Annotated in this window: 28 protein-coding genes; 10 read left to right on the forward strand and 18 right to left on the reverse strand. The window is 64.8% G+C overall.

Annotation, left to right across the window (positions count from 1 at the left end; genetic code table 11):
- Both FM101_RS15810 and FM101_RS01870 read left to right on the forward strand, forming a co-directional pair.
- On the forward strand, positions 1-652 hold a 652-nt coding region (locus FM101_RS15810), incomplete at its 5' end, for a hypothetical protein (protein ID WP_218778252.1).
- Positions 653-807: 155 nt separating this feature from the next.
- Positions 808-1,407, forward strand: a complete 600-nt coding sequence (locus FM101_RS01870; RefSeq protein ID WP_086994649.1) for a recombinase family protein — start codon at positions 808-810, stop codon at positions 1,405-1,407.
- A gap of 49 nt (positions 1,408-1,456) precedes the next feature.
- Here the strand turns inward: FM101_RS01870 and FM101_RS01875 are convergent, their stop codons facing one another.
- The 5 genes from FM101_RS01875 to FM101_RS01895 are packed head-to-tail and all read right to left on the reverse strand — an operon-like array spanning position 1,457 to position 7,634.
- Positions 1,457-2,281, reverse strand: a complete 825-nt coding sequence (locus FM101_RS01875; RefSeq protein ID WP_245806598.1) for an HpcH/HpaI aldolase/citrate lyase family protein — start codon at positions 2,279-2,281, stop codon at positions 1,457-1,459.
- Entirely contained in the window at positions 2,278-2,814 is a 537-nt protein-coding gene (locus FM101_RS01880; RefSeq protein ID WP_086994652.1) for a MaoC family dehydratase, read from the reverse strand. Before FM101_RS01880 ends, FM101_RS01875 begins: the two co-directional genes overlap by 4 nt.
- A gap of 9 nt (positions 2,815-2,823) precedes the next feature.
- A complete protein-coding gene (locus FM101_RS01885; RefSeq protein WP_086994654.1) occupies positions 2,824-3,987 on the reverse strand; it encodes an acyl-CoA dehydrogenase family protein in 1,164 nt (387 codons plus the stop codon).
- A 10-nt stretch (positions 3,988-3,997) separates the two neighbouring features.
- Positions 3,998-6,019 (reverse strand): biotin carboxylase N-terminal domain-containing protein, encoded by a 2,022-nt coding sequence (locus tag FM101_RS01890; protein ID WP_086994657.1) that lies wholly within the window; start codon positions 6,017-6,019, stop codon positions 3,998-4,000.
- A 7-nt stretch (positions 6,020-6,026) separates the two neighbouring features.
- On the reverse strand, positions 6,027-7,634 hold the full coding sequence (locus tag FM101_RS01895; RefSeq protein WP_086994659.1) for a carboxyl transferase domain-containing protein: 1,608 nt from the start codon (positions 7,632-7,634) through the stop codon (positions 6,027-6,029).
- A gap of 159 nt (positions 7,635-7,793) precedes the next feature.
- On the opposite strand from FM101_RS01895, the gene FM101_RS01900 reads away from it, so the two are divergent.
- Positions 7,794-8,438 carry a TetR/AcrR family transcriptional regulator gene (locus tag FM101_RS01900; protein ID WP_241895191.1) on the forward strand — a complete coding sequence of 215 codons (645 nt, stop codon included), beginning with the start codon at positions 7,794-7,796 and terminating at the stop codon, positions 8,436-8,438.
- A gap of 90 nt (positions 8,439-8,528) precedes the next feature.
- Positions 8,529-8,993 carry a GNAT family N-acetyltransferase gene (locus FM101_RS01905; RefSeq protein WP_086994664.1) on the forward strand — a complete coding sequence of 155 codons (465 nt, stop codon included), beginning with the start codon at positions 8,529-8,531 and terminating at the stop codon, positions 8,991-8,993.
- An 86-nt stretch (positions 8,994-9,079) separates the two neighbouring features.
- Here FM101_RS01905 and FM101_RS01910 read toward each other — a convergent pair whose 3' ends face one another.
- Genes FM101_RS01910 through pdhA form a run of 3 tightly spaced genes read right to left on the reverse strand, consistent with a single transcriptional unit; the run spans position 9,080 to position 12,600 of the window.
- A complete protein-coding gene (locus FM101_RS01910) occupies positions 9,080-10,459 on the reverse strand; it encodes a dihydrolipoamide acetyltransferase family protein (protein ID WP_086994874.1) in 1,380 nt (459 codons plus the stop codon).
- Positions 10,460-10,468: 9 nt separating this feature from the next.
- Positions 10,469-11,476, reverse strand: coding sequence for an alpha-ketoacid dehydrogenase subunit beta (locus tag FM101_RS01915; RefSeq protein ID WP_086994666.1), 1,008 nt, complete (start codon positions 11,474-11,476; stop codon positions 10,469-10,471).
- A complete protein-coding gene (gene pdhA, locus FM101_RS01920; protein WP_086994668.1) occupies positions 11,473-12,600 on the reverse strand; it encodes a pyruvate dehydrogenase (acetyl-transferring) E1 component subunit alpha in 1,128 nt (375 codons plus the stop codon). Before pdhA ends, FM101_RS01915 begins: the two co-directional genes overlap by 4 nt.
- Before the next feature lie 203 nt (positions 12,601-12,803).
- Here pdhA and FM101_RS01925 point away from each other — a divergent pair, with 203 nt between their 5' ends.
- Positions 12,804-13,268: an Lrp/AsnC family transcriptional regulator gene (locus FM101_RS01925; RefSeq protein WP_086994671.1), complete on the forward strand. Its 465-nt coding sequence runs from the start codon at positions 12,804-12,806 to the stop codon at positions 13,266-13,268.
- 26 nt (positions 13,269-13,294) lie between these two features.
- Here FM101_RS01925 and FM101_RS15675 read toward each other — a convergent pair whose 3' ends face one another.
- The 3 genes from FM101_RS15675 to FM101_RS01935 all read right to left on the reverse strand — a co-directional run bounded on the left by FM101_RS15675 (position 13,295) and on the right by FM101_RS01935 (position 15,488).
- Positions 13,295-13,468, reverse strand: a complete 174-nt coding sequence (locus tag FM101_RS15675; protein WP_158225847.1) for a hypothetical protein — start codon at positions 13,466-13,468, stop codon at positions 13,295-13,297.
- Positions 13,469-13,542: 74 nt separating this feature from the next.
- Complete coding sequence (locus FM101_RS01930; protein WP_086994674.1) at positions 13,543-15,180, reverse strand: solute symporter family protein; 1,638 nt, start codon at positions 15,178-15,180, stop codon at positions 13,543-13,545.
- Entirely contained in the window at positions 15,177-15,488 is a 312-nt protein-coding gene (locus FM101_RS01935) for a DUF485 domain-containing protein (RefSeq protein ID WP_241895220.1), read from the reverse strand. The genes FM101_RS01930 and FM101_RS01935 overlap by 4 nt, the downstream gene beginning before the upstream one ends.
- Positions 15,489-15,838: 350 nt before the next feature.
- Between FM101_RS01935 and FM101_RS01940 the strand changes: the two genes are divergently transcribed.
- The 4 genes from FM101_RS01940 to FM101_RS01955 are packed head-to-tail and all read left to right on the forward strand — an operon-like array spanning position 15,839 to position 19,651.
- Positions 15,839-17,026 carry a sensor histidine kinase gene (locus FM101_RS01940; RefSeq protein WP_086994680.1) on the forward strand — a complete coding sequence of 396 codons (1,188 nt, stop codon included), beginning with the start codon at positions 15,839-15,841 and terminating at the stop codon, positions 17,024-17,026.
- Between the two features lie 35 nt (positions 17,027-17,061).
- Positions 17,062-17,778, forward strand: a complete 717-nt coding sequence (locus FM101_RS01945; RefSeq protein ID WP_086994683.1) for a LytR/AlgR family response regulator transcription factor — start codon at positions 17,062-17,064, stop codon at positions 17,776-17,778.
- The gene (locus FM101_RS01950; RefSeq protein ID WP_241895187.1) at positions 17,775-18,161 is read left to right on the forward strand and encodes a hypothetical protein; all 387 of its coding nucleotides are present in this window, start codon (positions 17,775-17,777) and stop codon (positions 18,159-18,161) included. Before FM101_RS01945 ends, FM101_RS01950 begins: the two co-directional genes overlap by 4 nt.
- A complete protein-coding gene (locus FM101_RS01955) occupies positions 18,158-19,651 on the forward strand; it encodes a cation acetate symporter (RefSeq protein WP_086994688.1) in 1,494 nt (497 codons plus the stop codon). Before FM101_RS01950 ends, FM101_RS01955 begins: the two co-directional genes overlap by 4 nt.
- A gap of 7 nt (positions 19,652-19,658) precedes the next feature.
- On the opposite strand, the gene FM101_RS01960 is transcribed toward FM101_RS01955, so the two are convergent.
- The 6 genes from FM101_RS01960 to rpsB form a co-directional block, all read right to left on the reverse strand.
- Entirely contained in the window at positions 19,659-20,243 is a 585-nt protein-coding gene (locus tag FM101_RS01960) for a DivIVA domain-containing protein (protein ID WP_086994691.1), read from the reverse strand.
- Between the two features lie 81 nt (positions 20,244-20,324).
- Complete coding sequence (locus FM101_RS01965) at positions 20,325-21,281, reverse strand: phosphatidate cytidylyltransferase (RefSeq protein WP_086994694.1); 957 nt, start codon at positions 21,279-21,281, stop codon at positions 20,325-20,327.
- The gene (gene frr / locus FM101_RS01970) at positions 21,281-21,838 is read right to left on the reverse strand and encodes a ribosome recycling factor (protein ID WP_086994696.1); all 558 of its coding nucleotides are present in this window, start codon (positions 21,836-21,838) and stop codon (positions 21,281-21,283) included. Before frr ends, FM101_RS01965 begins: the two co-directional genes overlap by 1 nt.
- Before the next feature lie 80 nt (positions 21,839-21,918).
- Positions 21,919-22,653 (reverse strand): UMP kinase, encoded by a 735-nt coding sequence (gene pyrH, locus FM101_RS01975; protein ID WP_086994877.1) that lies wholly within the window; start codon positions 22,651-22,653, stop codon positions 21,919-21,921.
- Positions 22,654-22,818: 165 nt separating this feature from the next.
- Positions 22,819-23,658 carry a translation elongation factor Ts gene (gene tsf, locus FM101_RS01980; protein ID WP_086994698.1) on the reverse strand — a complete coding sequence of 280 codons (840 nt, stop codon included), beginning with the start codon at positions 23,656-23,658 and terminating at the stop codon, positions 22,819-22,821.
- A 124-nt stretch (positions 23,659-23,782) separates the two neighbouring features.
- Positions 23,783-24,694, reverse strand: a complete 912-nt coding sequence (gene rpsB, locus FM101_RS01985) for a 30S ribosomal protein S2 (protein WP_086994701.1) — start codon at positions 24,692-24,694, stop codon at positions 23,783-23,785.
- 410 nt (positions 24,695-25,104) lie between these two features.
- Between rpsB and FM101_RS01990 the strand changes: the two genes are divergently transcribed.
- Positions 25,105-25,683 carry a M23 family metallopeptidase gene (locus FM101_RS01990; protein ID WP_086994704.1) on the forward strand — a complete coding sequence of 193 codons (579 nt, stop codon included), beginning with the start codon at positions 25,105-25,107 and terminating at the stop codon, positions 25,681-25,683.
- On the opposite strand, the gene FM101_RS01995 is transcribed toward FM101_RS01990, so the two are convergent.
- Positions 25,619-26,839: a glycosyltransferase gene (locus FM101_RS01995; RefSeq protein ID WP_241895185.1), complete on the reverse strand. Its 1,221-nt coding sequence runs from the start codon at positions 26,837-26,839 to the stop codon at positions 25,619-25,621. The genes FM101_RS01990 and FM101_RS01995 overlap by 65 nt on opposite strands.
- Positions 26,840-26,845: the final 6 nt, after the last annotated feature.

Raw genomic sequence — 26,845 nt, forward strand, 5'->3', positions numbered from 1 at the left:
GTGGCATACCCCATTCTACAATTTAGCCAGCGAATTTCAGGCGCGGGACACTAGCGTTTACTGCGTGGCTACATCGATATGGCACGTCCCCGCTCCCGCAAATGGAGACGATACTTGGACCCGTCTTGCCAAACTCGTCGCAACGAACAATTTCTTGCTGCACGGTTCCCAGACACCAGGTCTCTCTACGCTCGAGCCGAGGGCACCCCTCGACTTCAGCCTTGACGAGTTCTCAAAAAGAACGGCCGTCTACGCAACCAAGGACCCCACCTGGGCTATCGCATACGCGGTCCGGTCATCGTCATGCCGACGTTTTTTGAATGCCTGCTTCTACCCCGGCGCAGCTGCCGGCGACTGCTCGGAACGGCGCATCTTTCTATCATTCGCTGCAACCGAAGATGGCCACGCTCCGACCAAGGCAGGGACGGTGTATGTTCTTCCGAGGAAGCGTTTCACAAGGATGCCGAGCTACATGGACCCTGTTCTCGGCCTGATTACTGAGTGCCAGTCCATCAGCACCGAGCCCGTTCCTGTCTTGGCTGAGATCTCAGTGAAACCCGAAAACTTACCCATCGCGCCGGTGCTCCACGACTTCGAAACCGTTTCTAGTCGCGAGGCTCTCAACCCCTTGGGTTTTCCATGGTTCGCCTGAATAGTTGTGCAACTTCAATGTGTTCGTAAGACGGTCCTCCACCGGATACGACCATTCGCAATAGTGGTTATTAACGGCGCTGAGCCACCATCGTCCCGTAAGACCCGTCCGGTGACTGGTCCGGTGAAGGGCCCTTATGTGACACACTGATCTGCATGTCTGAGATCATCATCGGCTATGCACGCGTGTCCACGGAAGAGCAAGACCTCACCGCGCAGCGTGATGCCCTGGCGGCCCTGGGCGTCACCTCGGAACGCATCTATGTTGATCATGGGTTTACCGGCACCAACAAGAATCGTGCCGGCCTACGCGAAGCCTTGGCCGCGTGCCGTGCCGGGGACACGTTTGCGGTGACCAAGCTTGATCGCCTAGCCCGCTCCGTCCGGGATGCCCACGAAATTGCCGATGACCTCGCCAGGCGCGAAGTCAAACTCAGCATCGGCGGTTCCGTCCATGACCCTACCGACCCCATGGGCAAACTCCTGTTCAACGTGCTGGCGATGATCTCCGAGTTCGAAGCTGACCTTATTCGGATGCGCACCCGCGAAGGAATGAAGGTTGCCAAGGCCAAAGGCAGGCTTCGGGGCAAGCAGCCCAAACTCTCAGCGAAGCAGGAAGAGCACCTCCTCGAACTCCACGCAGCTGGGGAACACAGCAAGGCCGAGCTGGCTGAGCTTTTTAGCGTCGGTCGCTCCACTGTCTATCGGGCCATCGAACGCGGGCGGCTGCGGAACTTAAACGAAGACAACCGCTGAAACTGCGGTCCTGCTCGTGCAGTCGTCTTCGACAACGACACCCATCCCGTTAGCCGTCGATACGGGCCACCAGACGGCGGGCGTGGCGCAGCAACGGCTCGTCGACCATCTGTCCTTCGAAGGAGAAGACTCCCGAGGCGGTGCGTGCCGCCTCCAGGATGGCCCGCGCCCGTTGCACCGCCTCCGGGTCCGAGGCATAGGCGGCACGGATCACCGTCATCTGCGCCGGGTGGATGCTGGCCTTGGCGGCGAATCCGCTGGCCACCGCGTCACGGGTCTCGGCGGCGAGACCCTCGGTGTCGGGGATGTTGATGTAGACGGAGTCGATGCCGGCCTTCCCGTAAGCCCCTGCGGCCAGCAGGACGGCGGCCCTGGCATGGACGGCCACGTCACGGTAGGAACCGTCGTCGTGCCGGCTGGAGGTCCCCCCGAGGGAGGCAACCAGGTCCTCTGCTCCCCACATGAGCGCGACGACGTTGGGTTCGGCGGCGATGGCCGCAGCGTTCAGTACGCCCAGTGCCGTCTCGCAGAGGGCGATGACGCGGTAGCCGGCCATCTGCCTGAGCTGTTCGACAGTTTCGGTCTTGGCCAGCATCACGGTGGTGTAGGAGGTCTGACCGACAGCGGCCAGGTCCTGGGCGAAGTCGTCGGTATCCACGGGGTTCACCCGCACGATCGTGCGTGCCGGATCCAAGGGTGTGTCCACCACCGACCGCCGGGCCGCCGGTTTATCGGCCACGGCGACTGCGTCTTCGAGGTCGATGATCACCGCGTCGGCCCGATCGGAGGCCTTGGCATAGCGTTCGGGCCGATCGGCCGGGCAGAAGAGGATGGCAGGGCCCATCATGAAGGCGGGGTACCGGGGATCGATCATGACTGCTTTCCTGCCGCGTCGAGATGCCCGGCTTCGGTCCACATCATCACGGTGCGTGAGGCCTCGGCCACGACGTCACCGTCCTGGTTGCGACCGGTGTGCTTCATGGTGGCGATCCCCTGCCCGGGCCTGGACTTCGAGGGACGCAGGGAGGTGATCTCGGTTTCCGTGTAGAGGGTATCCCCATGGAAGAGCGGATGCGGGAAGTTCACGTCGCTCAAGCCCAGTTGGCCGATGATCGTGCCCTGGGTCAACTGGCCCACCGACTGACCCACCAGAGTGGCCAAGGTGAACATCGAGTTCACGAGCCGCTGCCCAAAGGGTTGGGTGGCACTGAAGGCGGCATCCAGGTGCAGGGCCTGGGTGTTCATGGTCATCGTGGTGAACAGGACGTTATCCGTTTCGGTCATCGTCCGACCCGGGTTGTGCGCATACACGGTCCCGACCTCGAGCTCGTCGAAGTAGAGTCCGCGTTGAACCACGCGCCTCCCCGGAGCCGGGGTGCCGCCATCGTTCACTGCATCGGCGTTCATGTTCTCCTCCTACAGTCCGAGCTCGCGGGCAATGAGCATCAGCTGCACCTCTGTGGTGCCTTCGCCGATCTCGAGGATCTTGGAGTCACGGTAGTGGCGGGCGACCCGGAATTCGTTCATGAAGCCGTAACCGCCGAAGACCTGGGTCGCGTCCCGGGCGTTGTCCATCGCCGCTTCGCCGGCGATCAGTTTGGCCATGGCGGCCTCGGTGGTGAACGGCTTGCCGGCAAGCATCTTCGAGGCGGCGCCGTAGTAGGCCAGCCGGGCGCTGTGGGCGCGGGCCTGCATCCGGGCGATCTTGAAGGAGACGGCCTGGAACTTGCCGATGTTCTGACCAAAGGCTGTGCGCTCCTTGGCGTAACGGACCGATTCGTCCACACACCCCTGGGCGGCACCGGTGGCCAGTGCGGCGATGGCGATGCGGCCCTCATCGAGAATGGACAGGAAGTTCGCGAAACCGCGGCCGCGCTCCCCCAGCAGGTTCTCCTGCGGGACGGTGACGTCCTTGAACGTCAGCGGGTGGGTGTCCGAGGCGTTCCAACCCACCTTGTTATAGGCCTTCTCCGCGGTGAAGCCCGCGGTGTCGGTGGGTACCAGAATGGTGGAGATTTCCTTCTTCTCCGAACCATCGGCGCGCTTCGAGGTCCCGGTGACTGCGGTGGCGGTAACCAGACGGGTGATGTCGGTGCCGGAGTTGGTGATGAACTCCTTATTGCCGTTGATCACCCAGTTCCCGCTCTCCTCACGGGCGGTGGTCCGGGTGCCGCCGGCATCCGAGCCTGCTTCGGGCTCGGTCAGGCCGAATCCTGCCAGTGCCTGGCCGCTGGCCAACTGCGGCAGCCACTGCTCTTTTTGCGCCTCGGTACCGAAGCGGTAGATCGGCATGGCGCCGAGGGAGACTCCTGCTTCCAAGGTGATCGCGACCGACTGGTCGACACGACCGAGCTGTTCCAGGGCCAGCGACAGGGCGAAGTAGTCCCCACCCATGCCGCCGTGCTCTTCGGGGAAGGGCAAGCCGAACAGGCCCATCTCACCCATCTGGGAGACAATTTCGTAAGGGAAGCTGTGTTCCTCGTCGTGCTTCGCGGAGACCGGCGCGACGACGTTGTCGGCGAAGTCGCGGACGGTGTCGGAAAGGTCCTGGTAGTCGTCATCGAGTTCGAGATTCGGCATGGAGGGATCCTTAGTTGGTGGTGGTTTCGGGGTCGGGAGTCACAGTGGCCACCGATGCTCCGGCGGCGACGTGCTCCCCGACGGCGACATGGACGGTGACGGTGCCGGTCAGGCCGGCGACGAGGGGATGTTCCATCTTCATCGCCTCCACGGCCAGTAGCGGTTGGCCGGCGTCGACGTGGTCACCGGTGGATACCAGCACCGAGACGACGGTGCCGGGCATCGGCGAACGGGATTCCGGATCGCCGCCGGCTTCCTCGCGTTCGAGGTTGGCCAACCGGCGGTGGACGACGGCTCGGCGGTCCAGCCAGCGCACGTGGGCTCCGTAGCCGGCGGAGCCGACCCAGGCTTCCCGTCCCGCGCTACCGGGGACTTCGGCGAAGGCGGGCAGGACGTCGGAGCAGGCTGATCCGTTGGCGCCTTCGCGCTGCGGTGAGAGACGCACCGGATGCAGTTCGCCGTCGATCTCCAACTGCACGGTCCGGGGCAGGTGGGTACCCAGCCGCCAGCCATCGGTCTTCCAGGCGCCGAAACGCGAGGCGGCGACCGGTTCCAAGGCGAGGAAGCTGCGGGCGATTGACTGCAACTCAGACTCGCTGGGGCTGCGCTTGGCCTGAATCCCCCATCGGTCGATGAACGTGGTGTCCAGGCGTCCTGCCTGTACATCGGGTTCGGCAATCAGGGCCCTGAGGTATTCGAGGTTGGTTTCGACACCGAGAATAATGGTTTCGGCCAGCGCCGTGTCGAGTCGTGACAAGGCCTGGTCCCGGTCGGAGCCATGGGCGATGACCTTGGCCAGCATCGGGTCGTAGTCGGGGGTGATTTCCGATCCGGTGGTGATGCCCGAGTCGACACGGACGCCTTCACCGACGGGGTCTTCGGCACGCAGGATCGTCCCGATGGACGGCAGGAATCCCTGGGCCGGGTCCTCGGCGTAGACCCGGGCCTCGATGGCGTGGCCCTCCAGCGTCAGGGTCTCCTGTTCGAGTTCCAGTCTCCGTCCGGCGGCAATGCGGATCTGCCATTCGACCAGGTCCACGCGTTCATCGTTGAAGCGCACGACTTCCTCGGTCACCGGGTGTTCGACCTGTAGACGGGTGTTCATCTCCATGAAGAAGAATTCGTCGGGGTTCTCATCGGAGACCAGGAATTCCACGGTGCCGGCCCCGACGTAGTCGACCGAGCGGGCGGCGTTCACTGCCGCCTGGCCGATCCGCTCGCGAATCTCGGCCCCACCGGGCTGCATTTGCAGCAGGGGTGCCGGGGCTTCCTCGATGACTTTCTGGTGGCGACGCTGCAGCGAGCATTCGCGCTCCCCCAGGTGGATGGTGTTCCCATGGGTATCGGCCAGGACCTGGACCTCGATATGTCGAGGGCTGCGCACCAGGCGTTCGAGCAGCAGCGTGTCGTCGCCGAAGGAGCTCAGCGCGACCCTGCGGGCGGTCTGCAAGGTCGCCGGTAGCTCAGCTGCGGATTCCACCGCGTGCATGCCTTTACCTCCACCGCCAGCCGAGGGCTTGATCAACAGCGGGAAGCCGACGCCGGTCGCCGCCTCGATCAGTGCGGCATCGTCCATGCCGGGGTCGGCGACCCCGGGGACGACGGGAACATCGTGGCTGGCCACATGGTTCTTGGCCCGGATCTTATCGCCCATCAGGTTGATGGAGTGGGCGCTGGGGCCGATGAAGGTGATTCCCGAGCCCTCCAGGGCGCGCGCGAATTCAAGATTTTCGGAGAGGAACCCATAGCCGGGGTGGACCGCCTGCGCGCCGGAGCTTCGGCAGGCAGACAGCACGGCGTCGATGTTGAGGTAGCTTTCGGCTGCGGCTGCCGGGCCCAGGCAGACGGAATCGTCGGCCTCGTGGACATGGCGTGCCCCGGCGTCGGCTTCGGAGTAAACGGCGACGGAGCGGATGCCCAGCCGGCGCAGCGTCCGGATCACCCGCACCGCGATCTCGCCCCGGTTGGCGACGAGCACGGTATCGAAGAGATGTGAGTCGGCACGTGGTGCTTCGAGGTGGTTTTCGTTCATCGGGGGCTCACATCCTGAAGACGCCGAACGAGGTGTCCGGCAGGGGTTCGGTGGCGCAGACGTCCAGGGCGAGGCCCAATACCCGGCGGGTGTCGGCGGGGTCGATGATGCCGTCGTCCCAGAGACGCGCGGTGGAGTAGTACGGATTGCCCTGGTCCTCGTATTGTTCGCGGATCGGCTCCTTGAAGGCCTCCTCCGCTTCCTCGCTCCAGGAGGCGCCGGAGCGTTCGATCCCATCGCGTTTGACCGTGGAGAGCACCGAGGCTGCCTGGGCTCCGCCCATCACCGAGATGCGGGCCGCAGGCCACATCCACAAAAAGCGCGGTGAGTAGGCCCGGCCGCACATCGAGTAGTTGCCGGCGCCGAAGGAGCCGCCGATGACGACCGTGAGTTTTGGTACGCGGCAGGTGGCCACGGCGGTAACCATCTTGGCGCCGTTCTTGGCGATGCCGCCGGCTTCGTAGTCGCGTCCGACCATGAACCCGGAGATGTTTTGGAGGAAGACCAGCGGGATGCCGCGCTGGTCGCAGAGTTCGATGAAGTGGGCGCCCTTGAGCGCTGATTCGGAGAAGAGGACTCCATTATTGGCCACGATGCCGACCGGGTGGCCGTGGATCCGCCCGAAACCGGTGATCAGCGTGGTTCCGTAGCCTGACTTGAATTCGTGGAATCCGCTGCCGTCGGTGATCCGGGCAATGACCTCATGGACGTCGTAGCGGCCGTTGACGTCGACGGGAACCGCCCCGTAGAGCTGCTCGGGATCTGCCACGGGTTCGCTGGATTCGATGACGTCCCAGGCGGGTTCCGCCGGCGGCGGGAGCGTTTCGACGATATCCCGCACGATTTGCAGGGCATGCCCGTCGTCTTCGGCGATGTGGTCGCTGACTCCTGAGGTTTTTGAATGGAGTTCGGCTCCGCCGAGTTCTTCGGCGGTGACGACCTCGCCGGTGGCTGCCTTCACCAGCGGCGGCCCACCCAGGAAGATGGTGCCCTGGTTGCGGACCATCACGGTTTCATCGCTCATGGCCGGCACGTAGGCCCCTCCCGCGGTGCAGGAGCCCATGACCGCGGCGATCTGCGGGATCTTGCGGGCCGAGAGATTGGCCTGGTTGTAGAAGATCCGCCCGAAGTGGTCCCGGTCGGGGAAGACTTCGTCCTGCCGGGGCAGGAAGGCTCCTCCCGAATCGACCAGGTAGACGCACGGCAGGTGGTTCTCCCAGGCGATTTCTTGGGCCCTCAGGTGTTTCTTGACCGTCATCGGGTAGTAGGTACCGCCCTTGACGGTGGCGTCGTTGGAGATGACCAGGACCTGCCGGCCGTGAACCAGGCCAATCCCGGCGATGACTCCGGCGCCGGGGCAATCGCCGTCGTACATGCCCTCCGCAGCCAGTGGGGCGATCTCCAGGAACGGGGATCCTTCATCAAGCAGTGCATCGACGCGCTCACGCGGGAGCATCTTTCCGCGCTCAATGTGGCGGCGACGGGATTTTTCGCTCCCGCCGCGGGAGACGGTATCTAGGCGGGTTCGCAATTCGGCCACGAGGGCCCGCTGCGCGGCGTCGTTTTCGGCGAAGACGTCGGCCGCCGGGTCCAGGTGGGAGGCCAGGGTTTCCATCGGTAGCTCTTCCTCGGCGTCGGGGGTGGCTGCCGTTCTTCGGAGGACAACCAGTACTTTGAGTTAATAGGTACTAACTGAAATAGACGTTAGTATTCATTAACTGAAATGTCCAGCATGCCCTGTGGGCCACCTCACGCCAGCGGATGGAGTAGCGCCGTGCAGCACCAACCCGCCCCCCAGGCGACGCCCGATGCGGCGAACAGCAGCGCCGAAACAACGGGCCGCAGCCAGGCCAAGGCCTCACGCAGGTCCACCCTGCTCGACGAAGCAGCACGCCTCTTCGCCACCCACGGCTATCACGGGGTCTCCATCGAGGACCTCGGCTCGGCCTCGGGCATCAGCGGGCCGGCCGTCTACCGCCATTTCGCCGGCAAGGCGGCAGTACTGGGCGCCCTGCTCACCGAAGTCAGCCATGACCTGCACGACGGCGGAAGTGCCGTGGCGCAGGCCGGCGGCAGCCCCGAGGAGGTGCTGGGGGAACTGGTCCGTTTCCACGCCGATTTCGCGCTCGGCCACCGCGACGTGATTCGGGTCCAGGATCGCGATATGGCCAGCCTCTCCGAGGCCGACCAGTCCACGGTGCGGCGCCTCCAGCGGTCCTATATCGAAATCTGGTCCCAACAGCTGGGCCTGCTGCACCCCGAAGAGAACGAATCCGCGGCACGCTTCCGCGCCCAGTCGGTCCTCGGACTCATCAACTCGACCCCGCATTCGGCCCACCGTTCCGACGCCGACCCCGTGACCCGGCGACGCCGCCTGGTATCGATGGCGCTAGCTGCCCTGAAGGCCCCGGTAGGCTAGGCCCGCATCACACCGGTAGGCTGGTGGGGATCGCGTCCACCTGCCGGCCGGACCGCAAGAGAACACCGTTGTCGTAGAGAGGTACTGACCGTGAAGCTTCGCCCCGTCGAGCCAGCGGACCTGGATTGGTTCTTTGAGCACCAGCAGGATCCCCAGGCCAATATCATGGCCGCATTCACCGCCAAGAACCCCGCGGACCGAGGGGTGTTCGACCACCATTGGTCACTGATCCTCAATGATCCCAAGGCCACCGTCCGGGCCATCGAGCAGGACGGCCGGGCCGTCGGCTACGTCATGGCCGATTCCCACGACGAGGTGATCGAACTCGACTTCTGGACCGACAGGAAATACTGGGGGCAGGGCGTCACCACGGCAGCCGTGGACGCCTTCCTCAGCGAGATCACCGAACGTCCCATCCGTGCCCGTGTGGTGACCGACAACATCGGCAGCCAGAAGGTCCTGGAACGGCGTGGTTTCGCGGTGATCGGCGAGGTCGATGGTTTCGCCAACGCCCGGGCAGCGGTCGTGAAGGAATACATTATGGAATTGGCCTGAGGCTCTTCCCCTCCAGACACGTCAAGGGGGCTGCACCCACGCGAACCATCGCGTCGGTGCAGCCCCCTTGCTCGTGCGTAGAGCTCCTAGAGCATCGTGATGAGCATGCCGGGGTCGGCCATGATGGTTCCCACGTCGGCCAGGAACCGCGACCCCTGTTCCCCGTCAACGACACGGTGGTCGAAGGACAGGCTCAGCGTGGTGACCTGGCGCAGCACCACCTCGCCCTGGTGGCCCCACGGCTGTTCACGAACCTGGCCCAGGGCCAGGATGGCCGCTTCGCCGGGGTTCAAGATCGGGGTGCCAGCATCAATACCGAAAACCCCGATGTTCGTGATCGAGAACGTTCCACCGCGCAGATCCTCCGGCGCCGACTTGCCGGCTTTGGCCGTGATGGCCAGATCCCGTAAAGCGTCCGCCAGGGACGTGAAGTCCAACCCCTGGGCGTCCTTGATATTGGGGACCATGAGGCCGCGGGGGGTGGCAGCGGCAATGCCCAGGTTCACGTAGTTCTGCTGGACGATCTCACCGGCGGCGGCATCCCAGCGTGAGTTCAGGGTCGGCTGGCGTTCCAGGGCGATGCAGACGGCCTTGGCCGCGATCGTCAGCGGGGTGAGCTTCACGTCCTGGTAGGCACGATCGGCACGCAGCCGGGTGAGCAGCTCCATCATCGGGGTCACATCAACGGTCAGGAACTCGGTGACATGCGGAGCGGTGAAGGCGCTATCGACCATGGCCTGCGCGGTGTGCTTGCGCATCCCCTTAATCGGCGTGCGTACCTCGCGCGGTTGGCCGCCCAGGGTCTTCGTTCCTCCGGCAGCCACGGTTCCGGCGCTCTGGGTGGGTGATCCCTCAGAGGGGGCGCCCTCCCCCGCCGAGGATCCTGCCGCATGGGCCGCGGTGACATCGTCCCGGGTGATCAGTCCGCGCGGACCGCTGCCGCCCACCTGTTCCAGGTCGACGCCGAGATCACGGGCAAGTTTGCGGACCGGAGGGGTGGAGCGGGGTCGCTCGGTCGCCGGAACCCGGGCCGCGGGGGCCGGTGTCGCGGCGGCTGCCGTGCTCGCGGCCCCCTGGGCACGCGACCTCCGGGCCGGGCGTTTGCCGGTCTCGACTTCGGCACCGTATCCAACCAGAGTGGGTTCCCGCTGGGCGGGGGCCTCGTCCTCGGCAGCGGCTTCGGCCGAATCCGATGGCCCGACGGGTGCGTCGCCGGAGCACGCCTCTCCGGGCACGTCGAAGGAAACGATCGGGTTACCGACCTCAACGACGGTGCCGGGCTGCTCGTGCAGCTCGGTGACCACCCCGGAATACGGGCTGGGCAACTCCACCACGGCCTTGGCGGTTTCCACCTCGGCAATGATCTGATTCAGCTGGACGGTATCGCCGACGGCGATCTTCCAGCTGACAATTTCGGATTCGGTCAGTCCTTCGCCGAGATCGGGAAGTTTGAAAACCTTCAGCACTGTACTCATCTAGCCTTCCAGACTGCTCAGGGAATTGGGGCGGTCCATGACCCGGTCGACGCCATCGAGGATGCGGTCCAGGTCGGGCAGGTGGTGCATTTCCAGCTTCGAGTAGGGGTAGGGGATATCGAAGCCCGTGACCCGTACGGGAGCATGCTCGAGCTGGTAGAAGCAGCGTTCGGTGATGCCCGAGGTGATTTCCGCTCCGAGGCCCAGATTTTGGCTGGCCTCATGGGTCACGACGAGGCGGCCGGTCTTCTTCACCGAGGCTTCGATGGTGTCGAAGTCGATCGGCGAGATGGAACGCAGGTCGATGACCTCAACGGAAATCCCGTCGTCCTCCGCTGCGGTGGCCGCCGACAGTGCCGTCTTGACCTGGGCGCCGTAGGCCACCAGGGTGACGTCGGTACCGGGGCGGCGCACGGCGGCACTGCCCATTTCGGACCCGGCAACCACGGCCTCCAGGTCGACTTCGCCGCGCTCGTGGTAGCGGCGCTTCGGTTCGAAGAAGACCACGGGATCATCACAGGCGATGGCCTGCTGCATCATGACGAAGGCGTCCTGCGGGGTCGAGGGGCTGACCACGCGCAATCCTGCCGTATGGGCGAAATAGGCTTCCGGGGACTCCGAATGGTGTTCGGGGGAACCAATGCCTCCGCCAAAAGGGATGCGGATGGTCAGCGGCATGGAGACCATTCCATGGGTGCGGTAGTGCAGTTTGGCGACCTGGCTGACGATCTGGTCGAAAGCCGGGTAGACGAATCCGTCGAACTGGATCTCGACCACGGGCCTGAAGCCCCGGTAGGCCATGCCAACAGCTGTACCGACGATGCCGGATTCGGCCAGTGGGGTATCGATGACCCGATGTTCGCCGAAGTCCTTCTGCAACCCATCAGTGATGCGGAAGACCCCTCCGAGTTTTCCGATGTCCTCCCCCATGAGCACGACTTTTGAGTCGGCTTCCATGGACTGGCGCATACCAGCATTCAGGGCCTTGCCGAATGTCAGCTTGCTCATCGCGCACCCTCTTCCGTGGCCGACCCGGTGTCGGCGAATTGTTCCTGATACAGCGCATAGTGTTCCCGCTGACGATCCAGGGCCGTGTGCGGCTGCGAATAGACGTGATCGAAGACGGCCATCGGCTCGGGGTCTTCCAAACCGATGATGCCCTTGCGCAGGCTGGCCGCCACGCCGTCGGCCACTTCCTCGGCAGCTGCCTTCAGCTCGGTCTCGTCGACCCCCAGGCCGACCAGGTGCTTCTCGAGGCGTTCGATCGGGTCCTTGGCAGCCCAGAGGTCCAGTTCGTTGGCATCGCGGTAGCGTGTGGGGTCATCCGCCGTGGTGTGCGGGCCCATCCGGTAGGTCACTGCCTCGATGAAGGTCGGGCCGTTGCCACTCCGGGCACGATCCAGGGCGATCCGGGTGGCCGCCAGACAGGCCAGCACATCGTTGCCGTCGACCCGAAGCGACGGGATGCCGAAGCCTGGTGATCGGTCGGCGATGTTGGTCAGGCTTTGCACGTCCACCGGCTCGGAGATCGCCCAGTGGTTGTTCTGGCAGAAGAAGACCACCGGCGCCTGATAGCTGGCGGCGAAAACCATGGCTTCGTTGACGTCACCCTGGCTGGTGGCGCCGTCGCCGAAGAAGGTGATCGCTGCTTGCGAGCCGCCGTCGTATTTGATGCCCATGGCGTAGCCGACGGCGTGGAGCGCCTGGGCCCCGATGATGATCTGTGGGGTGGCCATATTTTTCCCGAAGGGGTCCCAGCCGCTGTAGGCGTTGCCACGCCAGACGCGCAGGGTGTCCTCGGCGCTGATATCGCGGCAGTAGGCCAGGCCCGTCTCCCGGTAGGAGGGAAAAATGAAGTCGTCGTCTTCCAGCGCCCGGCCGGCGCCGATCTGCGCTGCTTCCTGCCCCAAAAGCGGTGGCCAGAGGGCGAGTTCACCCTGGCGTTGGAGTGCCGTCCCTTCATGGTCGACACGACGGATGGCCACCATATCGGTATGCAGGCGGCGCAGGGCCTCCACATCGATGTCGGTGACCCAAGGGTCGAATTCCCCGTGCGGGGTGCGGCGTCCGCTGGGGTCGATGAGCTGGATCAGCTCGTCGCCCCGCTCACCGGCTGCCTGTGGATTATTCATGGTCTGCGCTGCGTCCTTCGTTGTTCGTCGGCCGACTCGCTGGTTGCCGGATGGGTGCTCCGGTGTCCGAACGGCGGGGCGGACTTCGTCGTCGTCCCCTACCTGTGACGGTACTCACAAGAAGCAGTGCGCACAACCATCAATAAATTCTCTGAGCACTCTGCACGGTGAGCGCGAGGGCTTACCTGATACGGTTGCGCATTATGACTGACTTGGATGAGCTTGATCACAAACTGTTGGGTGCCCTGGCGCTGGATCCGAAGGCGACCACCGTTGCCTTGGCGACGACGTTGGGCTTATCCCGCAACACCGTGCAGGCGCGGTTGAATCGGCTGGAGAACCACGGGGCTTTTCTTTCCTTCGAACGCCGGATCAATCCCGCCGCCCTGGGCTACCCGCTGACCAGCTTCGTGCACATCCATGTCCAGCAGAAGAAGCTCGGCGACATCACTGAGGCCTTGGCCCGCATCCCCGAGGTGGTGGAAGCCCATGGGCTCAGCGGTACAGCGGATATCTTGGCCACCGTCGTGGCCCGTGGCGCCGAGGACCTGTTCCGTGTCAACGGAGCAATCCTCGATATCGACGGGATCGAGCGTGCGGACACCTCGTTGTCGATGGCCGAGCTCATCCCCCACCGGATGCTCCCGCTGCTGGAACGCCGTATCTGAGCGAGCTCTGCGGTGGCGACGGCAGACTAGTGGTGGTGGCGGCCCTGACCCGATACGGCAACGGCAACCAAGCCGGCGCCGACGCCTCGGGAGGACATCACCGATCCCACGCTGTCCATCGAACAGTTCGAAAGCATGGAGCCTCTGCTACCGATGCTCAGGAACGGGTCCTCGGAGGCGACGGACCATGGTGACGACATGGCGGGAGCCGGGTCCGCTCTCGCGAACCCGGCTCCCGCCGTCGTACCGGATGAAGAATCCGGGGGTGGAGGACCTAGTGGTCGGTCGCTTTCTCTGCCCCGAAACCGGTCAGTGAACGAACTTCCATTTCGGCCTGCTTCGCCGGGTCTTCCTTCCGGTTGCTGAGCACGGTGCCCAACCAACCCAGCAGGAACGCCAGCGGAATCGAGACGATGCCCGGGTTGCTCAGCGGGAAGATCGCGAAGTCCGCGCTGGTGATCATCGAGGTCTCGGTGCCGGAAACGACCGGGGAGAACGCGATCAGGATGATCGCGGTCGCCAGGCCGCCGTACATCGACCAGACGGCGCCCTGGGTGGAGAAGCGCTTCCAGTACAGCGAGTACACGATGGTCGGCAGGTTCGCCGACGCGGCGACGGCGAAGGCCAGGGCGACCAGGAAGGCCACATTCTGCCCCTGGGCACCAATGCCGCCCACGATGGCTGCGATGCCGATCACGACCACCGTCCGGCGGGCGACCTTCATCTCCTTCTGCGGGGTCGTCTTGTCCTTGGCGATGACGTTGGCGTAGATATCGTGGGCGAACGATGCGGCAGCGGTGATCGTCAGTCCGGCCACGACGGCCAGGATGGTCGCAAAGGCCACCGCCGAGATCACCCCGAGCAGGATCGGGCCTCCGAGTTCGAACGCCAGCAGCGGGGCCGCGGAGTTCACGCCTCCCGGTGCGTTGGTGATGCGCTCCGGGCCGATCAATGCTGCGGCGCCGTAGCCCAGGACCAGGGTGAACAGGTAGAACGCCCCGATGAGCCAGATCGCCCAGACCACCGATTTGCGGGCCTCCTTCGCGGTGGGGACCGTGTAGAAGCGCATCAGCACGTGCGGCAGGGCAGCGGTACCGAGCACCAGCGCCAGCGCCAGGGAAACGAAGTCCAGCTTGGATGCTTCGGAGACGCCGTACTTCAGGCCCGGATCAAGCAGGGCCGGATTATTGGCGGTTTCCACGGCGTCGCCGAGCAGCGCCGAAAGGTTGAAACCGTACATGGACAGTACCCAGACGGTCATCACCAGCACGCCGGCGATCAGCAGGCAGGCCTTGACGATCTGCACCCAGGTGGTGCCCTTCATGCCGCCGACCAGTACGTAGACGATCATCAGGGCGCCCACGACGGTGATAACCAACGACTGGCCGACTCGACCGTCGATGCCCAGCAGCAACGAAACCAGGGCGCCGGCGCCGGCCATCTGGGCCAGCAGGTAGAACAGGCACACCGAGAGCGTGGTGATGGCCGCCGCGATGCGAATGGGCCGCTGCTTGAGCCGGAAAGACAGGACATCGGCCATGGTGAACTTGCCCGTGTTGCGCAGCATCTCTGCCACGAGCAGCAGGGCGACCAGCCACGCCACCAGGAAGCCGATGGAGTAGAGGAAGCCGTCGTAACCGTTGATGGCGATCGCGCCGACGATCCCCAGGAACGAGGCAGCCGAAAGGTAGTCCCCCGCGATCGCTGTCCCGTTCTGGGTTCCGGTGAAGGACCGACCGCCGGCGTAGTAGTCGGCTGCCGTCTTGTTGTTCTTGCTGGCCTTCAACACGATCACCAAGGTGACGCCGACGAAGAGCGCAAAGATGCTGATGTTGACGATGGGGCTGCCCACCGACGTTGATTCCGTCGCCGCGGCCAGAGGTGCCGCCGCGCTCAGGCCCAGAAGGCTCATTTCAGGTCTCCTTCGTCGACGTTGGCTTCGAGTCGTTCGCGCAGCGCGGTGGCTCGTGGGTCCAGCTTCCTGTTCGAGAAGTGGACGTAGGCAGCGGTGATACCGAAGGTCGAGACGAATTGGAGCAGCCCCAGGAGAAGCCCCAGGTTGATGTTCCCGATCACCTTGATCGACATGAAGTCGTGCGCATAGTCGGCCAGCAGCACATAGGCGAAATACCACACGAGGAACGCGATGGCCATCGGGAAGATGAAGCTGCGTTGTGTTTTGCGAAGGTCTTGGAACTCGTCGCTGGCCTGGACGGCCATGAATTCTTCGGACACCTGGTCCGGGGCTGGGTCGGTCCTGACGGCGGCGTCATCGGCGTCGTCCTGCGGAGCGGGGTCCGGGGTGGTGGGGTGGGCCATTTTTTTCTCCTCAAAGTGGTGGCATCCATCCGCCGACGGACAAACCGTGTCAACACGCATCCTCGGCGGAGAGGTGACTCCCATCACTCTCGATCACCACCCGGTGATAGTGAAGCACCTCACATCATGTCGTGGCCCAGCGGTGGGCTCCGTGCGCCGAGCGGTCACTCCTCCCGCCGAACGGTCGGCCCCGACACGGCGGTCAACGCCCTGCCCCGGTGACCCCGCAGGCCGGCGTCTAAGCTGACTGCATGCTTTCCGCTGCCGCCCAGACCACACTGATCATTGCGATCCTCACGATCGCCGTGGCAGTGGTCTACTACGTCGGTTTCCATGTGCTGCGCGCTTCCCGCGAGCTGGGGACCGATGCCGATCGGGCCACGTACGAGACATTGCACCGGGTGTCCCAGGCTGCCCCGCATTTCAGTTCGGGGCTTCAAGCCGAAGGAGCCGGCAGGGCAGCACGGCATCTCCGTGACGTGCTCGGTTGCGAGGGTCTGGCGATCACCGACGAAACAACGGTTCTGGCCGTAGACGGTGTGCTTGCCGAGACCGTATCCCGGGAACCGGGCAGGATCGAAGAACACTCCTCCGACGCCGTGCGGGCCGCCCGGACACAGGTGATTCGTGGGCAGGGTGCCGACGGTGTCTATGCACCCATCATGGTTCGCGGCCAGGCCGTGGGAACCGTCGTGGCCCTGGCCCCACGGGCCAACGCCGGGCTGGTGCGGGCCACCACCGAGTTGGCTGCCTGGGTGGCCGCCCAGCTGGGTTTGGCCGAGCTGGATGAATCACGGGCCCTCTTGATGGAAGCCGAAGTGCGCGCCCTGCGGGCCCAGATCAGCCCACACTTCATCTACAACAGCCTCAATGCGATTGCCTCGTTCATCAATACCGACCCGCAACGGGCCAGGACGCTCGTCGTGGAATTCGCCGATTTCACCCGGTATTCCTTCCGCCGGCACGGTGACTTCACCACCGTGGCCGAAGAACTGCAGGCCATCGACCGCTACCTGCTCTTGGAAAAGGCCAGATTCGGCGAACGCATCAGGGTATCGCTGGCGATCGCCCCCGAGGTCCTGAGCACCGTCATCCCGTTCCTGTCGCTGCAGCCGTTGGTGGAGAATGCGGTGCGCCACGGCCTCGAGGGCAAAGCCAACGGCGGTTTGATCACCCTGACGGCCGCAGATGACGGAGCATTCGCCGAGATCACCGTCGAGGACGACGGGGTGGGCATCGACCCGCAGGAACTGCGCTCGTTATTGGCGGGGACCACCGACGGCATCCACGTGGGGCTGCGCAATGTCGATGTCCGCCTGCGCCAACTCTACGGCGATGATCACGGGCTGGTCATCGACACGGCCCCTGGTGCCGGGACGCTCATCACCGTGCGGATCCCCAAATTCCAGCCCGGTAATGACGCCGGCCCACCGCTGTAAGTGCCCAGCGGCACGGCTATCCCTAGACTATGAGCATGATCAATGTCGTCGTTGCCGATGATGAGCTGCCCGCCGTCGAGGAACTGGCCTTCCTGTTGGAACGTGACTCCCGGGTGGGGCAGATTCACCGGGCCACCTCGGGTGCCGCGGCCCTGAAGGCACTCCAGGAGTTCGACGTCGATGCCCTCTTCTTGGACATCCACATGCCTTCCTTATCCGGGCTGGACATTGCCCGGGTCATTTCTCGATTCAGCCGCCCTCCCGCCGTCGTCTTCGTCACCGCCGATGAGGCGCAGGCGCTGGAGGCTTTTGAACTGGCGGCCGTCGATTATGTGCTCAAACCGATCCGCCCGGAACGGTTGGCCGAATCGGTGCGGCGGGTCTGTGAGCTGATCCAGGACGGTCCGGAGGAACCCGAGGTCATCACCGTTGACCAGGGCGGGATCACCCGGATGATCCGGCGCGATGAGATCCGCTACGTCCAGGCCCAGGGGGACTATGCCCGGCTGCATACCGCCGAAGCCAGCTACCTCATCAGGGTCCCGTTGAACGATCTGGAGCAGCAATGGAACTCGGCAGGGTATCTGCGCATCCATCGCGGCTATCTGGTGGCCATGGACCGGGTGGATCAGGTGAAGTTGGCGCCGGGCAAGGCCTCGGTCGTCGTCGGGGATACCGAACTACCGGTGAGTCGTCGTGCCTTGCCGTTGCTGCGCGAACAATTGGCCGCCAACCGCATCCGACCACTATGAGCACCCCTGATTCCGGGCAGCCCTCCGCAGCCGGCTCCCGCCCGGCTCGGGTGCGAGTCACCGCCCCGGAAGGAGCACCCCTGGGGGTGTCCCGACGTCGGGCCACCCATGACCCCGCAGCGGAGTTCTACGTCAGGTCACTGATCCGTTCGCAATTGCGTTTGTCGTTATCGGTGGCGCTGGGCTTTCTGCTGCTTCTACTGTGCCTGGCCGTCGTGGTCACGTTCTGGCCGCAGATCCAGGACATCCGACTGCTGACCATCCCGCTGCCCTGGCTCGTTTTGGGGGTCGGAGTCTACCCGATCATCCTCCTGGGGGCTTTCCTCTACAACCGTGTCAGCGCCCGCTATGAGCGACAATACGTGGACGTGACCCGCGAATGAACGCAGGAACTTCGCTGCTGGCGATTGCCGCCGTCGTCATCTCCACGGTCCTGATCGCCGTGCACGGGCTCCGCCTCTCGCGGACCACCGGCGACTTCTATGTCGCTTCACGGACCGTCAAACCCTGGTGGAATGCTTCGGCGATCGGCGGAGAGTACCTTTCCGCGGCGAGTTTCCTGGGGATCGCCGGGCTCATCGTCGTCTCGGGTCAGGACGCCCTCTGGTTCCCGATCGGGTATACGGCCGGTTATCTGATGCTGCTGCTCTTTGTGGCCGCCCCGCTGCGCCGTTCGGGAGCCTATACGGTGCCCGACTTCGCCCAGATCCGGTTGGCGGGCCGCACCGTACGGTTGGTCACCAGCATCATGGTGGTCGTGGTCGGGTGGCTCTACATCGTCCCGCAGCTCCATGGTGCTTCGCTCACTTTGGGGATCACCACCGGTCTCCCCGGATGGTTGGGCGCCGGGCTGGTGATGACCGTGGTCTGCCTGACGGTGTTGGCCGGTGGGATGCGTTCGATCACCTTCGTCCAGGCCTTCCAGTTCTGGCTCAAGCTCGGGGCTTTGGCCATCCCCACGGTTTTCCTGCTGCTGCAGTTGGGGGTGACCGGCCAGTCCCCCACCCTGGGCGGTCTCGCCTTCGACCTGCCCCAGCAAGTACTGGGACGTTCGGGGATCTACGCGACGATTTCGCTGATCGTCGCCTTGCTCTTCGGCACCCTCGGGTTGCCGCATGTGCTGGTGCGGTTCTATACGAATCCCGATGGTGCCTCGGCCCGCAGGACCACGTTGATCGTCCTGGGGCTGCTGTCCTTGTTCTACCTGTTCCCCACGATCCTGGGAGTCCTGGGCCGGGCCTACCTTCCGGAGCTGGTTTCGGAAGGAAACGCGGACGCGACGGTATTGTTGCTCCCCACCCGCATCGTGGGCGGGACGATGGGGAACGTGTTGACCGCCCTGGTCATTGGTGGGGCGTTCGCCGCCTTCATGTCCACGACCTCCGGTCTGGTGGTCTCCTTGGCCGGGGTGATCAGCCAGGATCTCTTCGGAGGGACCGTGCGCGGCTTCCGTTTTGCCACGGTGCTGGCCAGCGTCATTCCGCTGGTTTTGGCCCTGGGAACCAGCACCTTGGCGCTGGCAGGGGCCATCGGGGCTGTCTTCGCGTTTACCGCCTCAACGATTTGTCCGCTGCTCCTGCTGGGCATTTGGTGGCGGGGCCTGACGGCTGCCGGCGCCGTCGCGGGCATGCTGTGCGGGGCCGTGGGATGTGCCGCGGCCATGGCAGCGGTTTCGTCGATGCCCCAGCTTTCCGGGTTGGCCCGCGAGGTAGTTAGCCAGCCAGCGGCATGGACGGTCCCGCTGGCGTTCATTGTCACCGTGCTGGTGTCCCGGGCCACCCGGGGGCCCTCCCCCGAGGCGATCACACGGGTGATGGCTCGCCTGCATGCCCCCGAGCGGACGACGGCCCACGGGGCCGCTGGCCCGCAGTAGCTGCGGATCAGTCGATGGAGGCCATCAACTCCACGACACGGTCCAGGAAGGCGTCGACCTGGCTCTCCTCGTATCCGTCCTTGCCGACTGCCTCGCGGAAGGCGATCCGGCGGACGGCATCAACGCTCATCGGCACGTCCTCCTCGAAGTACGCGAGCAGTTGGGTGCATAAGGAGTCGACGTCCTCGACGTTATAGCTGGGTGCGTTGCGCCGGCTCGGGCGGCGGAACCGTTCGCCCGGTTCCCGGTGCAGACGTCCGCGGAGGATCGCTGAGAGCCGACCGACTTGCTCAAGCCAGGCGTCTTCGCCCTCGGTTTCGATCAGGGCGTCCCGCTCCCGTTGGGCAAAGACGTCCTCGAGACGGTCCAGTGCAGCGTCGACCTCCTGGGCGGAGTAGCCGCCCTTCTGAGGTTCGAAGGAGGTGCGGCGAACCAGGTGGCTGGTGACCACGCTGTCATCGTCTCCGGTCCCGTTATAGGTCGCACGGGCGCGGGCCAGGAAATGGTCGACTTGCTTGACGTTGTAGCCGAATTCCCCTGACTCGACCCGATTGAAGGGGGTTTGGGTCTTCTGTTGGCTTTCCTGACTCAATGAACTTCCCTCAAGCTTGCACTGCACATGATGAACAATTTCACGGTGGCCGCATCCGGCCTCAACACTACTGACCCCATCCTAAGGCAGCAGCAGCCCGATCGTGCCGTCCGCCCCGGGCAGCAACAACACCGAAATAATGTAGCCAATGGGAATGGAGAAGACGACCGAGTCCAGACGATCCATCACGCCGCCGTGGCCCGGGAGCAGGTTGCTCATGTCCTTGATGCCCAGCTCGCGCTTGACCATCGATTCGGCCAGGTCACCTGCCGTTGCTGCCGCGACGGTAGCCAAGGCCAGGGGGATGCCGATCCACCACGGGCTGTCGAGCAGGAACACGACGCAGAGGATGCCCACGATGATCGCCCCGGCACAGGAACCGGCGAAACCTTCCCAGGACTTCTTCGGGCTGATCTTTGGTGCCATCGGGTGCTTGCCCATCGAGGCGCCGACCAGATACCCGAAGGTATCGTTGGCGACGACCAGGAGCACGACCACGGACACCAGGATCTTGCCTCGCTGCTCCTGCATCAGCAGGATGGCGAAACTGGCGAGGAACGGGACCCAGAGGACCACGAAAGTTGAGGCGACCACGGAACGGAAGGCCCCGGCGGCGCCTTCAACAATCCGCCAGATCAACACCAGCAGGATGCTTCCGGCCACGGCAAAGCCGAGCGCCTCCGCTCCGCCCAGATACGCGGAGAAGGGGAGAACGACGCCGGCCACCGCCAAAGGGGGCAGGGGCACCTCGGTCTTCGCCGCGGCCAGGGCCCTGCTGACTTCCCATGAACCGACGACGGCGAAGACCGCGACGATGCCGACGAACGCCAGCGGGAAGAAAAATAGTCCCACCAGCACGGCCCCGAGCAGGACCACACCAACACCGATCGCCGCCGGCAGGTTCCTCCCGGCTTTGGAGGGCTTGGCGTCGAGTTCGCGCCGTTGGCGTCGTGACATCTGGCCCGGGGTCGCCTGGGGGGCTCCCGGCGCTTCGCCGGGGCGGCCGTCGGCGCCGTCGGGTTGCGTCGGAATGGGCATTAGACGTCCAGCAGCTCGGCTTCCTTGCGTTTGAGCATCTCGTCAATCGCGTCGGTGGCCTTCTTGGTCAGCGCATCCAGGTCCTTCTCGCCCCGGACGCCGTCATCCTCACCGACGTCACCGTCCTTGACCATCTTGTCCATGGACTCCTTGGCCTTGCGGCGGTGGTTGCGCATGGCCACCTTGGCGTCTTCGCCCTTGCCCTTGACGATCTTCACGTATTCCTTCCGGCGTTCCTCCGTCAGTTCGGGCAACGTCACGCGAATGACCTTGCCGTCGTTGGAGGGATTGGCGCCGATTTCGGAGTCGCTCAGAGCCTTCTCGATGGCCCGCAGGGCGGTGGCATCGAAGGGGGTGATCAGGATGGTCCGGGCGTCGGGGACACCAAAGGAGGCCAGCTGCTGCAGTGGCGTGGCGGCTCCGTAATAATCAACCAGCACCTTGGAGTACAGGCCGGGGTTGGCCCGACCGGTCCGGATCGTGGCGAAGTCCTCCCTCGCCGCTTCGAGGGACCGATCCATCTTCTCGTTGGCGTCCTGCAGGGTTTCCTCGATCACTACTCTCTCCTTACGAATCCGGGCCGCTCAGCGGTACCCGGGATGGTTTCCGAGCTCAACATTCATCCTATGCCACCGGGCTAGACGGTGACGCGTGTGCCCCGGGCCTCGCCGCGAATGGCGCGGGTGACGTTACCCTCGCCTTCCATCCCGAAGACCAGCATTTCCAGCCCGTTGTCCTTGCACATGGTCATCGCCGTCTGGTCCATCACCCGGATGTCCTTCAGCAGTGCCTCGTCGTAGGTCAGCGTGCTCAGACGTTCGGCTGTCGGGTCCTTCTTCGGGTCGGCGGTGTAGACCCCGTCAACACCGCTTTTGCCCATGAGTACGACGTCGGCGCGTACTTCCAGCGCCCGCTGGGCGGCGACGGTGTCGGTAGAGAAGTAGGGAAGGCCGGCGCCGGCTCCGAAGATCACCACACGGTTCTTCTCCAGATGACGGATCGCACGGCGCGGGATGTAGGCCTCGGCCACCTGGGCCATGCTGATCGCCGATTGCACCCGGGTTTCCACCCCTGCCTGCTCGAGGAAGTCCTGCAGGGCCAGGCAGTTCATGACGGTACCGAGCATGCCCATGTAGTCCGCGCGGGAACGGTCCATCCCCGACTGGGACAATTCGGCCCCGCGGAAGAAGTTTCCTCCCCCGACCACGATCGCCGTCTCGACTTCACCGACGGTTGCGGCGATCTGCTCGGCAATACCGCGCACGGTGACCGGGTCAACGCCGACCTTGCCACCGCCGAAGACCTCTCCGGAGAGCTTGAGGAGGACCCGGCGCCGGGCCCCTGTTTCATGGGTGGGGTGGGTCTGTTCCATCTGGGTGGTTTCTTCCACGGTGGGCCTCCTCTGGCGGAGCCGGGTCCGCCGTCGTGCAGTGGTTCTGGAAAGGTCTGGGCGTGGCAAGGGGGCGGCCACCGTAGTGGTGGCCGCCCCCTTGATCACTGCCGCTTGGGCGGGCGGAATCCGGCCGCCGTGTAGCTGCTAGGAGCCTACGCGGAAACGAGCGAACCCGGTAGCTTTCACTCCGGCTTCCTCGAGGACCTTGCCGACCAGCTTCTTGGAGTCCTTGGCGAACGGCTGATCCAGCAGCACGATCTCCTTGAAGAACCCGGTGAGGCGGCCTTCGACGATCTTCGACAGCGCGGCTTCCGGCTTGCCTTCGGCCCGTGCGGTCTCATCGGCGATACGACGTTCGTTGGCGACGGTCTCGGCGGAGACGTCCTCGCGGCTCAGGTGCGTCGGGGCCAGTGCAGCGGTGTGCACGGCCACGTCGTGGGCCACGGTATGTGCTTCGTCGCCGTTGCCGTCGACGGCCATGAGCACGCCGACCTGCGCCGGGAGATCCTTGGACGTCTTGTGCAGGTAGGCATCAACCGTGGCGCCTTCGAGGCGTGCCATGCGACGGACGACGACCTTTTCACCCAGGATGGCGCCTTCTTCAACGACGACGTCGGCAAGCTTCTTGCCGTTCACGTCGGCGCCGAGCAGTGCCTCCAGGTCGGCTGCGCCGGTGGAGACGGCGACCTCGAGGACCTGGTTGGCCAGGGCGATGAACTTATCGTTCTTGGCGACGAAGTCGGTCTCGCAGTTGATTTCGATCATGTAGCCGACGTTGCCGTCGACGACCTTGGCGGCCACGAGGCCTTCGGCCGCGGAACGGCCTTCACGCTTGGTGGCGCCCTTGAGGCCCTTGACACGGATGACCTCGATGGCCTTCTCGGCATCACCGTTGGCCTCGTCGAGGGCCTTCTTCACATCCATCATGCCTGCGCCGGTACGCTCACGAAGCGCCTTGATATCAGCGGCGGTGTAGTTCGCCATGTGCAACCCCATTCTCAGTGGTGATCTAGCTTGTTCTTCCGGTGCCATACCGGCGGGGACCAGCCCCGGTTTGAGCGGAGCCGGCGGGCCGTGTGGCCCGCCGGCTCCTCTTAGCCCAAAGGTGTTACTTGGCGTCCTCGGCAGGCTTCTCGGCTGCTGCCTCGGTGGTTGCCTCCGCTGCGGCGGCGGCTTCCTGTGCGGGAGCCTCCGGTTCGGCGTCGGCTGCCGGTGCTGCCTCTTCGGCAGCAACCTTGGCTTCGTCCGTCTTGGCGTTGCCCTCGAGCAGCTCGCGCTCCCACTCGGCCATCGGCTCTGCGGCGGCTTCGGTGTTCCCGCTCTGCTTATTGCTGCGGGCAATCAGGCCCTCGGCCACGGCGTCGGCGACGACGCGGGTCAGCAGGTTCACGGAGCGGATGGCGTCGTCGTTGCCCGGGATCGGGAAATCGACTTCGTCAGGATCGCAGTTGGTGTCGAGAATGGCGACCACCGGGATGTTCAGCTTCTGTGCCTCGTCGACAGCCAGGTGTTCCTTCTTGGTGTCGACAACCCAGAGCAGCGACGGTGCCTTGGTCAGGTTGCGGATGCCACCGAGGTTGGTCTGCAGCTTGGTGAGCTCGCGGCGCATCAGCAGCAGTTCCTTCTTCGTGTACATCGAGCCTGCGACGTCGTCGAAGTCGATTTCCTCGAGCTCCTTCATGCGGGCAACCCGCCGGGAGACCGTGGCGAAGTTGGTCAGCATGCCGCCGAGCCAGCGCTGGTTCACGTAGGGCTGGTTCACGCGGGTGGCCTGCTCGGAGATGGCCTCCTGGGCCTGCTTCTTCGTGCCGACGAACAGCACGGTGCCGCCGTGGGCGACGGTGGCCTTGACGAACTCGTAGGCGCGGTCGATGTAGGACAGCGACTGCTGGAGGTCGATGATGTAGATGCCGTTGCGCTCGGTGAAGATGAAGCGCTTCATCTTCGGGTTCCAGCGACGGGTCTGGTGGCCAAAGTGGACGCCGCTGTCGAGCAGCTGGCGCATGGTTACGACGGGCATGTCGCAACTCCTTCCGGCGGTAGCAGTCCGGTCCCGGCAGGGACCGCGGTAACCACCTGTTGTTTCGGTTATGTGGCATTCCACCGGTCGGTGGTGCCCCTGGTATCGGCCGCCGTTTCCGGCCCCCTCAGCCCACCGGGTTTCCGGACCGTTGGCTGCAGGTTCCACCCGTGGGAAGCCGCCAAGAGACGGCATCAAAAAGTGGAGACGCAATACGCGAAGTCAGTTCCAGTCGTTTCTTGCCTGTAGGCACAGGCCTTCCACTCACAGAACTGCGATTAATAGTGTACTACAGCGGCGGGCACCGAATGGACGACACCGAACCCTCCACAGCAGCCACCGCGCCCTGGTTTCCCACGGCCTCCTGCGCGGGGGATGCGGCAGCCCATCCAGCGCTGCAGGATCGACTCATGCCCCTCCCCCGAGCTTTCCGTTGGCCCGTCGTCGTGGTCCTGTCCATGGCGCTACTGGTCGGGGGTGGATCGGCGAGCCCCGCCGGTCCTGCCGAGGCGCGGGGCGCCGATGCTGCGGCGGGGACCGGCCAGTGGTCTTGGCCGCTCGGTGGCCCGGAGGCACTCATGGATCCCTTCGCCGCCCCTCCAGCACCGTGGGCTGCCGGGCATCGTGGCGTGGACCTGCGGGCCGGGGCAGGCACGGGGGTTGATTCTCCTGCCGACGGAGTCGTTCGGTTTTCCGGGGTGGTCGTCGATCGCCAGGTGCTGACCATCGACCACGGTGGTGGACTGGTCTCCAGTTTTGAGCCGGTCGTGACAGAGCTGACGGTCGGCACCCGGGTCGTCTCCGGCCAGCAGGTCGCCAGCGTGGGCGCCGGCGGGCACTGTGCGGGATTCTGCCTTCACTGGGGCGTCCGCCTCAAGGGTGACTACATCGATCCGCTGTCACTGCTGATGGACCGGCGTCCTTCTATTCTGTTGCCCGTTCCCGAGGGGGCGAGTCGTCGAGGACTCGACCGTAGACCCCGAGCATGAGTTCTGTCTGGCGGCTTTGCAGCAGCTTCCCTGCCTCCGCCGCTTCGAGGGGTTCCCGACTGCCGTGCAACAGGTCGGCGGTCGCCCGACGCAGGGTCCGGGCCAGCCCCTCGACGGTATCGTCGTCGGTGAGCCAGAGCAGCTGCCGCGGCAGGTCGGCGGCAATGCGGTGATCGCTGAGCACGGCCGGGGTTCCCAAGGCTGCCGCCTCATAGACGGTCATGCCCTGGGTTTCGAAGCCCTGCGAGGTCTGGACCAGCGCATCGCTGTGGCGCAGCTCGGAGAGCATCAGGGCATAAGGAACGCGACCGCGGAACGTGATGGTCGAGGCGGTGATATCCGCGGCGATCCGTTCGGCACGTTGGCGTTCGGCCCCATCCCCGAAGATGTGCACATCGGCTCGGATCCCCGAGGCGGCCACCGCGCGCAGGAAGGGAATCAAACGCTTCTCCGCACTGAAACGTCCGATCCAGACCAGCCGTGGGCGCTCCCGTGTGGACTCCAAACGGGGTTCTTCGAGCAGGCGCTGCGCGACGTCGTCGTCCAGCCCGGTGGGAATCACCTCCAGCCGAGAACAGACCCCGTGCTCCTTCAGCAGCTCGGCGAAATGGGTCGACGGAGCGGTCACGGCTCCGGCACGGGAGGCAAAGCCACGCAAATACGTCCACGCGTCGCCAGCCGGCGGCTCACCGGTGTGCAGAACACGTTTTTGCATGAGCCCGAAACCGCGTTGGAACAGTCCGGGTAAGGGCATGGTCGCCTTCAGCCCCGCTTGAAGGTGGTTATGCATGGTGTGTACCACGGGGACCCCCAGCCTCTCGGCGGCAGCGTATCCGATGGCTGCACCCCAGAAATCTGCTTGCACATGGTGCAGGTCCACGGGCCCACGGGCCCGCAAACGGGAGACGAGGGTTCTGATGGTGCGCGCGGTGGGCAGGGTCATCCCGTACTCACCCGGTCCCAGTGCCACGCTGGGAAGGGTCAACACGTGGGCGTCGGTATCGGATGCCCGGCCGCGGAGTGCCGGGGCCACGATGGTCACCCGGTGACCTGCCCGCTCCAGATATTTGCGCTGGAGCTGAACCGAGGTCTGCATTCCCCCGAGCGTCTCGGGATGCTGGTCGGTGAACATGACGATATGCAAGGTCCGCTCCATGCTGGC

The organism is Arthrobacter rhombi (genome assembly GCF_900163545.1).
Lineage (GTDB): Bacteria > Actinomycetota > Actinomycetes > Actinomycetales > Micrococcaceae > Arthrobacter_H > Arthrobacter_H rhombi_A.

Excerpts from the sequence above, each read along its gene's own strand:
- FM101_RS01945 (WP_086994683.1), top strand. The coding sequence starts at position 17,062 with ATGATCAATGTCGTCGTTGCCGATGATGAGCTGCCCGCCGTCGAGGAA.
- FM101_RS01995 (WP_241895185.1), bottom strand. The coding sequence starts at position 26,839 with ATGGAGCGGACCTTGCATATCGTCATGTTCACCGACCAGCATCCCGAG.
- FM101_RS01955 (WP_086994688.1), top strand. The coding sequence starts at position 18,158 with ATGAACGCAGGAACTTCGCTGCTGGCGATTGCCGCCGTCGTCATCTCC.
- FM101_RS01925 (WP_086994671.1), top strand. The coding sequence starts at position 12,804 with ATGACTGACTTGGATGAGCTTGATCACAAACTGTTGGGTGCCCTGGCG.
- pdhA (WP_086994668.1), bottom strand. The coding sequence starts at position 12,600 with ATGAATAATCCACAGGCAGCCGGTGAGCGGGGCGACGAGCTGATCCAG.
- FM101_RS01880 (WP_086994652.1), bottom strand. The coding sequence starts at position 2,814 with ATGAACGCCGATGCAGTGAACGATGGCGGCACCCCGGCTCCGGGGAGG.
- FM101_RS01990 (WP_086994704.1), top strand. The coding sequence starts at position 25,105 with ATGCCCCTCCCCCGAGCTTTCCGTTGGCCCGTCGTCGTGGTCCTGTCC.
- FM101_RS01940 (WP_086994680.1), top strand. The coding sequence starts at position 15,839 with ATGCTTTCCGCTGCCGCCCAGACCACACTGATCATTGCGATCCTCACG.
- FM101_RS01950 (WP_241895187.1), top strand. The coding sequence starts at position 17,775 with ATGAGCACCCCTGATTCCGGGCAGCCCTCCGCAGCCGGCTCCCGCCCG.
- FM101_RS01890 (WP_086994657.1), bottom strand. The coding sequence starts at position 6,019 with ATGAACGAAAACCACCTCGAAGCACCACGTGCCGACTCACATCTCTTC.
- tsf (WP_086994698.1), bottom strand. The coding sequence starts at position 23,658 with ATGGCGAACTACACCGCCGCTGATATCAAGGCGCTTCGTGAGCGTACC.
- FM101_RS01870 (WP_086994649.1), top strand. The coding sequence starts at position 808 with ATGTCTGAGATCATCATCGGCTATGCACGCGTGTCCACGGAAGAGCAA.
- FM101_RS01915 (WP_086994666.1), bottom strand. The coding sequence starts at position 11,476 with ATGAGCAAGCTGACATTCGGCAAGGCCCTGAATGCTGGTATGCGCCAG.
- pyrH (WP_086994877.1), bottom strand. The coding sequence starts at position 22,653 with ATGGAACAGACCCACCCCACCCATGAAACAGGGGCCCGGCGCCGGGTC.
- rpsB (WP_086994701.1), bottom strand. The coding sequence starts at position 24,694 with ATGCCCGTCGTAACCATGCGCCAGCTGCTCGACAGCGGCGTCCACTTT.
- FM101_RS01895 (WP_086994659.1), bottom strand. The coding sequence starts at position 7,634 with ATGGAAACCCTGGCCTCCCACCTGGACCCGGCGGCCGACGTCTTCGCC.
- FM101_RS01935 (WP_241895220.1), bottom strand. The coding sequence starts at position 15,488 with ATGGCCGTCCAGGCCAGCGACGAGTTCCAAGACCTTCGCAAAACACAA.
- FM101_RS15675 (WP_158225847.1), bottom strand. The coding sequence starts at position 13,468 with ATGTCGTCACCATGGTCCGTCGCCTCCGAGGACCCGTTCCTGAGCATC.
- FM101_RS01930 (WP_086994674.1), bottom strand. The coding sequence starts at position 15,180 with ATGAGCCTTCTGGGCCTGAGCGCGGCGGCACCTCTGGCCGCGGCGACG.
- FM101_RS01875 (WP_245806598.1), bottom strand. The coding sequence starts at position 2,281 with ATGATCGATCCCCGGTACCCCGCCTTCATGATGGGCCCTGCCATCCTC.
- FM101_RS01885 (WP_086994654.1), bottom strand. The coding sequence starts at position 3,987 with ATGCCGAATCTCGAACTCGATGACGACTACCAGGACCTTTCCGACACC.
- FM101_RS01965 (WP_086994694.1), bottom strand. The coding sequence starts at position 21,281 with ATGCCCATTCCGACGCAACCCGACGGCGCCGACGGCCGCCCCGGCGAA.